General features: G+C 70.4%; 7 protein-coding genes. 2 read left to right on the forward strand and 5 right to left on the reverse strand.

Annotated features, from left to right (window positions below; genetic code table 11):
- Positions 1-38: 38 nt before the first annotated feature.
- Genes LRF89_RS12385 through LRF89_RS12400 form a run of 4 tightly spaced genes read right to left on the reverse strand, consistent with a single transcriptional unit; the run spans position 39 to position 3678 of the window.
- Positions 39-890 (reverse strand): squalene/phytoene synthase family protein, encoded by an 852-nt coding sequence (locus LRF89_RS12385; protein ID WP_238634148.1) that lies wholly within the window; start codon positions 888-890, stop codon positions 39-41.
- Positions 891-899: 9 nt separating this feature from the next.
- Positions 900-1592, reverse strand: a complete 693-nt coding sequence (locus LRF89_RS12390) for an HAD family hydrolase (RefSeq protein WP_201168684.1) — start codon at positions 1590-1592, stop codon at positions 900-902.
- The gene (gene ubiG, locus LRF89_RS12395) at positions 1592-2326 is read right to left on the reverse strand and encodes a bifunctional 2-polyprenyl-6-hydroxyphenol methylase/3-demethylubiquinol 3-O-methyltransferase UbiG (protein ID WP_201168681.1); all 735 of its coding nucleotides are present in this window, start codon (positions 2324-2326) and stop codon (positions 1592-1594) included. Before ubiG ends, LRF89_RS12390 begins: the two co-directional genes overlap by 1 nt.
- A gap of 26 nt (positions 2327-2352) precedes the next feature.
- Positions 2353-3678 (reverse strand): TRZ/ATZ family hydrolase, encoded by a 1326-nt coding sequence (locus LRF89_RS12400; RefSeq protein WP_201168678.1) that lies wholly within the window; start codon positions 3676-3678, stop codon positions 2353-2355.
- A 38-nt stretch (positions 3679-3716) separates the two neighbouring features.
- On the opposite strand from LRF89_RS12400, the gene mtnA reads away from it, so the two are divergent.
- Entirely contained in the window at positions 3717-4781 is a 1065-nt protein-coding gene (gene mtnA / locus LRF89_RS12405; protein WP_238637260.1) for an S-methyl-5-thioribose-1-phosphate isomerase, read from the forward strand.
- Positions 4782-5054: 273 nt separating this feature from the next.
- Here the strand turns inward: mtnA and LRF89_RS12410 are convergent, their stop codons facing one another.
- On the reverse strand, positions 5055-6782 hold the full coding sequence (locus LRF89_RS12410; protein ID WP_238637261.1) for a potassium/proton antiporter: 1728 nt from the start codon (positions 6780-6782) through the stop codon (positions 5055-5057).
- Positions 6783-6863: 81 nt separating this feature from the next.
- Here LRF89_RS12410 and gyrA point away from each other — a divergent pair, with 81 nt between their 5' ends.
- Positions 6864-9425 carry a DNA gyrase subunit A gene (gene gyrA / locus LRF89_RS12415; protein WP_201168669.1) on the forward strand — a complete coding sequence of 854 codons (2562 nt, stop codon included), beginning with the start codon at positions 6864-6866 and terminating at the stop codon, positions 9423-9425.
- Positions 9426-9436: the final 11 nt, after the last annotated feature.

Genomic DNA, 9436 nt, shown 5'->3' on the forward strand with positions numbered 1-9436 from the left:
GCTGAAACAGGGGGCGACGGCGGGGGGGGCGCCTTAGGCTACAGCCGCCCCCGCCAGGCGACCCATACCTTGCGCAGCGGCGTCAGCGTCAGCCGGCCGCGGATCAGCTCCGCCGGCCCGCGGCGACGGATCTCCAGTAGCAGGGCCTGATGCAGCGCGGCGTACGCCGTCACCGGGCGTAGCGCACGCGCCGCGGCGCGGTCCGTCGGCGCCCGCCGGCCCGCGGCCGAGAACAGCGGCTCGATGGCCCCGGCCTGGGCGTCCAGCGCCCGGAGCAGCGAGGGCAGGGCCGTCCCATCGGCTTGGAGCAGTGCTCCCTCCGCCGGCACTCCGGCCCCGCGCAGGGTCTCCCGGGGTAGGTCGCTGTCGCCGTAACGGGCGGCCAGCCCCTGCAGACGCAGGCTGCGGGTCAATGCGATGGCGCTGCCCAGTGCCGTCGCGTACCCGGTGGCCGAGTCGTCGCCGACCAGAACCCGGGCGGCCAGGCGTAGCGGGGCCGCGGCGTGGCGCTCGGTCAGCTCGCGCTGCTCGGCGAAGGTGTCGGGCCGGTCGCCGTCCAGGGTGCGGTCGGCCTCATCGAGCACGGCGCGCAGCTCCGCGCCCGGCAGCTGGTCATCGTGGACCGCTGCGGCCAGGGGGGCGGCCAGCGGGTGCTCGCCGCCCCCTTCGAGGATCCGCGCCAGCTCGGTGCGCCACCAATGCAGCTTGGCCCGGGCCACGTCGGGCTCCTGAGTGCTCAGCGGGATGCGCCGGATCTCACTGGTGAACGCCGCAATCGCCTGCAGCGGCCGGCGCTGCTGCTCCGGTGCCAGGCGCAGGGCGTAGTCCAGGCTGGAGCCCGGCGGGGCCGTCCGGGCCAGCAGGTCGTCGGGGATGGCGGGTGCGGGCATGGCGCGGTTTCAGACAGCGGAGCGGTCGAGTCTGGCGCCTGCTTCGGGCTCAAGCCAACCCAGCAGCTCCGCGGGTTGGCGGATCAGCCCGTGGGCGCCCCACAGGGCCGGGCGGTCGCCGGCGTGCAGATAGCCGAATAGGGCCACCAGCCCGCGGGCGCCGGCGGCCACCGCCGCGTCGATATCCCGGCGGGCATCGCCCAGGCTCCAGCACGCCTCGGGGGCGCAGCCCAGCGTGGCGGCGGCGTGCCGGATCGGGTCGGGGTGGGGCTTGGCCCGGTCCAGCGTGTCGCCGCAGACCACCGCCCCGGCGCGCGTGTCCAGTGCCAGGCGCTCGAGCAGCGGTTCGGTGAGGTGCGTCGGTTTGTTGGTCACGATACCCCAGGGGATGTCCTGCCCCTCGAGGGTGTCGAGCACCGCGGCCATGCCCGGGAAGAGCCGGCTCTCATCGGCGATGCGGGCCCGGTAGCGCCGGACCAGCTCCTGCTCGAGGGCCACCGCGTGCGGGTCGCTTGGGGGTACCGAGAAGGCGTGGCTGACCATGATCCGTGCGCCGTGGGAGACCGTGGTCTGCAGCGCACCCGTCGGCGCCGGCGGCCGCCCCGCCTCGGCGAGCAGCTCCTGGACGCAGGCGATCAGATCCGGTGCCGTGTCGACCAGGGTTCCGTCGAGATCGAAGAGGACGCCGCGCCGCGTGTTCATCAATGCTTGCGCAGGTGGGCGAAGTAGTTCACCGAGGTGTCCTGCTTCAGCCACGCCGTGCGGGTGAATGGGTTGTAGCCCAGCCCCGTGACCTCCTGGAGTACCAGCCCTTGGGGGCGCCCCCAGCGGGTCAGCTCCGAGGGGCGCACGAAGCGCTCATGCTGGTGCGTGCCCCGGGGCAGCAGACCGAGGATGTATTCGGCGCCGACGATGGCCAGGGCGTAGGCACGCAGGGTGCGGTTGATGGTCGAGAAGCAGGCATCGCCGCCGTCGCGCAGTAGCGTGGCGATGGCGGCCACCACCGACTCCGGGCGCGGGGTGTGTTCGATCATCTCCATGCAGACCACGGCGTCGAAGGGTTCGACCTCCCCGCGCTGCGCCTCCTCGGCCAGTTCTTCCACCGTGCACTGGCGGTAGTCGACGCCGGTGATCTCCGCCTCCAGCGCGTGCAGCTTGGCGGTCTGCAGTGCCTGGCGGGCTGTGTCGATGCCGAGTACCTGGGCGCCGCGGCGCGCCATGGCCTCGGCCAGCAGGCCGCCGCCGGCGCCGACATCGAGGATGCGCTTGCCGGCCAGCCCGTCGAGCCGTGCCTCCAGCCACTCCAGGCGCACCGGGTTGATGTCGTGCAGGGCCCGCTGGCTGCCGTCCGGCTCCCACCAGTCGCCGGTGGCATCGAACTGCGCTGTTTCGCGGGTGTCCTCGTTGCGCTCGCTGCCCGGGTCGGCCTGGTTCATGGGCTGCCCTCCGTTACCGTTGGCCCTCACTGAGCCCGCTCCGCTGCGATCCGTTCCCGCCACTGCTCGGCCCGGGCAATGGTCTCGGCCGGGTCCAGCGTGGTCAGCTGCCCGTCGCGCACGCGGGGCTCGCCGGCCACCCAGACGTCGGTGACGTGCTGGCGGTTGGCGGCGTAGACCAGCTGCGAGAGGGGGTTGTAGATCGGGTGCTGGTTGAGATCGGCCAGCGAGATGGCGGTCAGGTCCGCCGACTTGCCGGGTTCGATGGAGCCGATCTCCTCCTCCAGGCCGAAGGCGCGCGCGGCGTTGATGGTCACCATGGCCAGCGCCTGCTCGGCGGGCAGGGCGGCGGCATCGCCGGAGACCGCCTTGGCCAGCAGGGCGGCGGTGCGCATCTCGCCGATGAGGTCGAGGTCGTTGTTGCTGGCCACACCGTCGGTGCCCAGGGCGACGTTGACACCGGCGCGGGTCAGTGCGGCTGCCGGGCAGAAGCCGCTGGCCAGTTTCAGGTTGGCCTCCGGGCAGTGCAGCACGTGCGCGCCGGCGGCGGCCAGGCGTTCGATCTCGGTCTGCTCGAGCTGTGTGGCGTGCACGGCGAGCAGCCGCGGTGACACCAGGCCGACCTCCTCGAGGCGCTGCAGGGGGCGCTTGCCGGTTTCGCGCAGGCTCTGCTGGACCTCGTCCGCGGTCTCCTGGACGTGGATGTGTACGGGAACGTCCAGGCGCTCGGCGTGCTCGCCGATCCGCCCCAGGAACCCGTCATCCACGGTGTAGGGCGAGTGGGGCGCGAACAGTGTGCGCACCAGCGGCTCGTCGCGGAAACGCTCGTGCAGCGCCAGGCCCTTTTCCAGGTACTCGTCCAGGCTCTGCGCGTAGCCGCTGGGTACGCCGATGACGATCATCCCGAGCTGGGCACGCATGCCCACCTGACGGGCGGCCTCGCCGGTCACCTCGGGGTAGAAGTACATGTCGTTAAAGCAGGTCACCCCGCCGCGGAGCATCTCGCCCATCGCCAGGGTGCTGCCGTCGCGCACGAAGGCCTCGCTGACCCAGCGCTGCTCGGCCGGCCAGATGTGCTCGGTGAGCCAGGTCATCAACGGCAGGTCGTCGGCCATGCCGCGCAGCAGGGTCATCGCGGTGTGCGTATGGGCGTTGATCAGCCCGGGGATGAGGACGTGCTCGCCGAGATCGTGCTGGGTATCCGCCCGGTAGCTCCCGCGCAGCTCGTCGTTGCCGGCGACGGCTACGATACGTCCGTCGCGGATGGCGACCCCGTGGTCCTCGAGCACGCTGCCGCTCGGCTCGACCGGGATGACCCAGCGGGCGTGGATCAGAGTGTCGACACGTTCCATAATACGCTCCGTTTTTACTGCAGCGAGGGTACCACGACTTGAATACCGCCTCCCACGACACGGTCCGGGCGCTGGAGTGGCGCGACGAGGGGCTCTATCTGCTCGATCAGCGTCTGCTGCCCGGTCAGGAACAGTACGTCTGCTGCACCGACGCTGCGGCCGTCGCCCAGGCGATCACCGACATGGTGGTGCGTGGCGCGCCGGCGATCGGTGTGGCCGCCGGCTATGGTGCGGCCCTGGCCGGTGCTGCGGCTTGGCGAACCCACGGCGCCGGGTGGCAGGCTGGTATGGCCGAGGATATGGACACCCTGCGCCGCTCGCGGCCGACGGCCGTCAACCTCGCCTGGGCCCTGGCGCGCATGGAGACCTGCGCCTCGCGGCTGCCGGAGGACGAGGATCCGGCGTCGGCCCTGCTTGCCGAGGCCCACGCCATCCACGCCGAGGATGTTGCAGCCAACCAGCGTATGGGCCGCTCCGGCGCCGGGCTGATCCAGCCGGGCAGCGGGGTGCTCACCCACTGCAATACCGGCTCGCTGGCCACTGGCGGGTTGGGCACGGCGCTGGGCGTGATCCGCACCGCCTGGGCGGATGGCCGAATCGAGCGCGTCTTCGCCGACGAGACCCGGCCGTGGCTGCAGGGGGCTCGGTTGACCGCCTGGGAGTTGGCCGCCGACGGCATCCCGGTGGAGCTGCTGGCCGACGGCGCCGCGGCTGCCCTGATGCGCACCGGACAGGTGCACTGGGCGATCGTCGGTGCCGATCGCATTGCAGCCAACGGGGACGTGGCCAACAAGATCGGCACCTACGCCGTGGCCCTGGCGGCGCGCCAGCACGGGGTGCGATTCATGGTGGTGGCTCCCACCTCGACCATCGATCCGGAGACGGCCACCGGTGAGCAGATCCCCATCGAGACGCGGGACGCCCGGGAGGTCCTGTACGCCGGCGGCCAGCGGGTCGCGCCGAAGGCCGAGGGGGTCGGCGCCTGGAATCCGGTCTTCGATGTCACGCCGGCGGAGCTGGTGGATGTCATCGTCACCGAGCGCGGTGTGGTCCATCAGCCGGACGCCGACGGCATGGCCCGCCTGCTCGAGGGCGCTGGCTGAGTCGTCGAAGCGGCCCTGCGCGGTAGTCGGTGCAATTCGGGCGCATTCCGAACGCGCCGAGCAGCGCAGCCCAAGCAGGGAGCCAGCGCGAACCTTTCCCGGTTCGCGCTGGTCAGCGCTCAGCGCAGAACGGCGCGTCAGCGCCGTTCCTTTGAGCGCGGCCCTGCGCGGGCGAGCAGCACAGGGAACCCCGCAGGGGCGCGTTCGGCGAGCCCGAATTGCCCCGACTACCGCGCGGGCTACTTCGGCGGCGGGCCGCTGTGGCAGGCCCCGTCAGCCCTTTTGCCCGATGCGCATGCCCACCTTGGCGATGCGCCCATCCTGGATCTCGCGGATGGTGAACTGCAGATTGTCGATCCGCACCCGGTCACCGACCACCGCCCGGTTGTTGAAGATCCACAGCAGATAGTCGCTCAGCGACTGCTCCGGCCGGGCACCGCTGGGCATGGAGATGCCGTAGGCGGTGGCGATGTCCCCCAGCCGCGCCGAGCCGTCCAGCGTGAACTCGCCGAAGAAGCGCTGCTCCGCCAGGTAGGCCGGCCCGCTGGGAGCAACGAACAGGCGGTCCAGATCCGCGATGTCCCGGGGCAGGGCTAGCAGGTACAGATAGTCGCGCGGGCGCAGCACCTCGCGCCTTGGGTGTTGCAGCGCCTCGCCCTCGCGGAACAGCGCCACCGGCTGGGCCGATGACGGCAGGTTGAGCCGGTTGATCGGCTCGTAGAGCGCCGGCGAACTCTCGGTGATCCGGTAGGCGATGAACGCGTAGTCGGTCTGGTGCGGGACGTCGATCACCTGACGCTGGGTGGCGCCACTGTCCGGCGGCACCTCAAGGCCGAGCAGCCGCGCCGCCGGCGCGATGGTCCAGCCCTGAACCACCAGCGAGACCAGCACCACGAAGAAGGCCACGTTGAAGAACAGCTCCGCCTGCTCAATCCCGGCCAGCAGCGGGAAGAGCCCGAGGATGATGGGCACCGCGCCGCGCAGGCCCACCCACGAGATGAACAGTTGCTCGCGCCAGGGGAACCGGAAGGGGGCCAGGCAGGCGAAGACCGCCAGGGGGCGGGCGACCAGGATCAGCACCGCGGCGGCGAGCAGGCCCTGGGCGGCAACGGGTAGCAGCTCCGAGGGCGTGACCAGCAGCCCGAGCACCACGAACATGGTGATCTGCGCCAGCCAAGCGAAACCGTCGTGGAAGCGGCGGATGTTCTGCGCCGCCTGCAGCCGCCGATTGCCGGCGATCAGCCCGGCCAGGTAGACGGCCAGGAAGCCGCTGCCGCCGAGGACCGCTGCCCCGCCGAAGATGGCCAGGCCGCCGCCGAGCGCCAGCAGGGGGTAGAGCCCGGGTGTCAGGTTGATGCGGTTGATCAGCCAGGCCAGGGTGAGGCCGCCGAGGGCGCCGAAGGCGGCGCCGAGGCCGAGCTGCTGGACGAACTCGAGCGCCGCGGCGGCGGCGAGCAGATCCGGCTGCTGGACGAGGATCTCGACCAGCATGATGGTCAGAAAGATCGCCATCGGATCGTTGGAGCCCGATTCGATCTCCAGCGTGGCGGCCACGCGCTGCTTGAGCTCCAGTCCGCGGGCGTGGAGCAGTCCGAAGACGGCCGCCGCGTCGGTGGAGCCGACGATGGCGCCGATCAGCAGGCCCTGTTTCCAGTCGAGGTCGAAGGCCCAGGCCAGCACCCCGCCGGTGATGCCGGCGGTGATGATCACGCCCACGGTGGCCAGGGTGAGCGCCGGTATGAGGGCCACCCGGAAGGTGGAGGCCTGGGTGCGCAGGCCGCCGTCGAAGAGGATGATGGCCAGCGCCAGGCTGCCGATCAGATGGGCGGCCTGAATGTCGTCGAAGTCGATCCCGAACAGCCCCTCTTCACCGAGGAGCATGCCGATGGCCAGGAAGACCAGCAGCATCGGGGCGCCGACGCGGTCCGAGACCACGCTGGCGAGGATGCTCACCAGCAGCAGTGCGGCGCCGAACAGGATAAGTTGATTGGTCAGGTCCAAGCGGACGGCTCCCTGCGCTCCCGGTCGGGCGGCGGTATGGTACCATCGACCTTTTCCCCTGGAGAGTCTTGAGAAGAGCGCATGACCGGCGTTGCCCGCGAGATCCTCCCTGTAAACCTCGAAGACGAGATGCGGCAGTCGTACCTCGATTACGCTATGAGCGTAATCGTCGGGCGTGCCCTTCCCGATGTCCGCGACGGCCTCAAGCCCGTGCACCGGCGTGTCCTCTACGCCATGCGCGAACTGGGCAACGACTACAACAAGCCGTATAAGAAGTCGGCGCGTGTGGTCGGTGACGTCATCGGTAAGTACCACCCCCACGGTGATGCCGCGGTCTACGACACCATTGTGCGCCTGGCCCAGACCTTCAGCATGCGCTACCGGCTGGTGGACGGCCAGGGCAACTTCGGCTCCATCGACGGCGACTCGCCGGCAGCGATGCGCTACACCGAGGTGCGCATGGCGCGCCTGGCGCACGAGCTGCTCGCCGACATCGACAAGGAGACGGTGGACTTCGTCGACAACTACGACGGCTCCGAGCAAGAGCCCCACGTGCTGCCGACGCGTCTGCCCAACCTGCTCATCAACGGCGGCTCCGGCATCGCCGTGGGCATGGCCACCAACATCCCGCCGCACAACCTGCGCGAGGTGATCGACGCCTGCGTGGCCCTGGTCGACGACCCGGAGCTGCCCGTCGAGTCGCTCATCGAGTATGTTCCGGCCCCGGACCTACCCACCGGCGGCATCATCTTCGGTACCGCCGGCATCCATCAGGCCTTCCGCACCGGTCGTGGGCGCATGGTCCTGCGCGCCCGTGCCGAGGTCGAGGAGATGACCGCGGACCGCGAGCGCATCGTGGTCACCGAATTGCCCTATCAGGTCAACAAGGCGCGGCTGGTCGAGAAGATCGCCGAGCTGGTCAAGGAGCGCCGCCTCGAGGGCATCTCCGAGCTGCGCGATGAATCGGACAAGGAAGGCATCCGCATCGTCCTCGAGCTCAAGCGCGGCGAGGCCGGTGAGATCGTGCTCAACAACCTCTATCGCCACACGCAGATGCAGACGGTCTTCGGCATCAACATGGTGGCGCTGCACGAGGGCCAGCCGCGTACGCTCAACCTCCGGCAGGTGCTCGAAGCATTCATCCGTCACCGCCGCGAGGTGGTCACCCGGCGCACCATCTACGAGCTGCGCAAGGCCCGCGAGCGCGCCCACGTGCTCGAGGGGCTGGCGGTCGCCCTGGCCAACATCGACGAGGTCATCGCGCTGATCAAGGGCTCTTCGGGGCCGGCGGAGGCCAAGGCCGAGCTGGTCGCCCGGGACTGGCGCCCCGGGGTGGTTACCGAGATGCTCGAGCGCGCCGGGGCCGCCGCCACGCGCCCGGAGGAGCTGGCCGATCACTTCGGTCTCGATGCCGACTCGGGCATCTACCGCCTCTCCGAGGCGCAGGCCCAGGCGATCCTCGACCTGCGCCTGCACCGCCTGACGGCCATGGAGCAGGACAAGATCGTCGAGGAGTACAGCAACCTCCTCGAGCGGATCGCCGAGCTGATCCACATCCTCGACAGCGGCGAGCGGCTGATGGAGGTCATCCGCGAGGAACTGGTGGCGATCCGGGATCAGTACGGCGACGAGCGCAAGACCGAGATCCGCGAGGATACCGCCGAGCTCTCGCTGGAGGATCTGATCAGCGAGGAGGACATGGTGGTCACGCTCTCGCACCACGGCTACGTCAAGGCGCAGCCGCTGGACGGCTACCGCGCGCAGCGCCGCGGCGGCCGGGGCAAGAGCGCCACCGCGATGAAGAACGAGGACTTCATCGACAAGCTGTTCATCGCCAACACCCACGACACGCTGCTGTGCTTCTCGAGCACCGGCAAGTGCTACTGGCGCAAGGTCTACGAGCTGCCGCAGGGCAGCCGCACCTCGCGCGGGCGGCCGATGGTCAACCTGTTGCCCCTTGAGGAGGATGAGCGCATCAACGCCGTCGTCCCCGTGCGCGAGTTCGACGAGAACCACTTCGTCTTCATGGCCACGCGCAACGGCACGGTCAAAAAGACGCCCCTGTCGCACTTCTCGCGGCCGCGCTCCAGCGGCATCATCGCCCTGGAGCTGCGCGGTGACGACACCCTGGTGGATGCCGAGATCACCAACGGCGATCGCGAGGTGATGCTGCTCTCCGACGCGGGCAAGGCGCTGCGCTTCCACGAGTCGGATGTTCGTGCCATGGGCCGGACCGCCGGCGGCGTGCGCGGCATCCGCCTGGAATCCGGCCAGCGGGTGATCGCGCTGCTGATCCTCGGCGAGGGGGATATCCTCACCGCCACCGAGCACGGCTACGGCAAGCGCACCCCGGTGGCCGACTACCCGCGGCGGGGCCGGGGCGGCATGGGCGTGATCTGCATCCGCACCACCGAGCGCAACGGCCGGGTGGTCGGTGCCGTGCAGGCCGCCGAGGACGACGAGATCATGCTGGTCAGCCGCAGCGGTACGCTGGTGCGCACCCCGGTGGCCGATGTCTCGCGGGTCGGGCGCAACACCCAGGGGGTGAAACTCATCAGCCTCGACGAGGATGAGCAGCTGGTCGGCCTCGAGCGGGTCGAGGGGCTGGCCGAGACGGAGGCGCCGGAGGCGCCCGAGGCCTAGGGAGTCGCGGG

The sequence above is a fragment of the Halorhodospira sp. 9621 genome (assembly GCF_022228055.1).
Classification (GTDB): Bacteria; Pseudomonadota; Gammaproteobacteria; order Nitrococcales; family Halorhodospiraceae; genus Halorhodospira; species Halorhodospira halophila_A.

Excerpts from the sequence above, each read along its gene's own strand:
- LRF89_RS12385 (WP_238634148.1), bottom strand. The coding sequence starts at position 890 with ATGCCCGCACCCGCCATCCCCGACGACCTGCTGGCCCGGACGGCCCCG.
- LRF89_RS12390 (WP_201168684.1), bottom strand. The coding sequence starts at position 1,592 with ATGAACACGCGGCGCGGCGTCCTCTTCGATCTCGACGGAACCCTGGTC.
- ubiG (WP_201168681.1), bottom strand. The coding sequence starts at position 2,326 with ATGAACCAGGCCGACCCGGGCAGCGAGCGCAACGAGGACACCCGCGAA.
- LRF89_RS12400 (WP_201168678.1), bottom strand. The coding sequence starts at position 3,678 with ATGGAACGTGTCGACACTCTGATCCACGCCCGCTGGGTCATCCCGGTC.
- gyrA (WP_201168669.1), top strand. The coding sequence starts at position 6,864 with ATGACCGGCGTTGCCCGCGAGATCCTCCCTGTAAACCTCGAAGACGAG.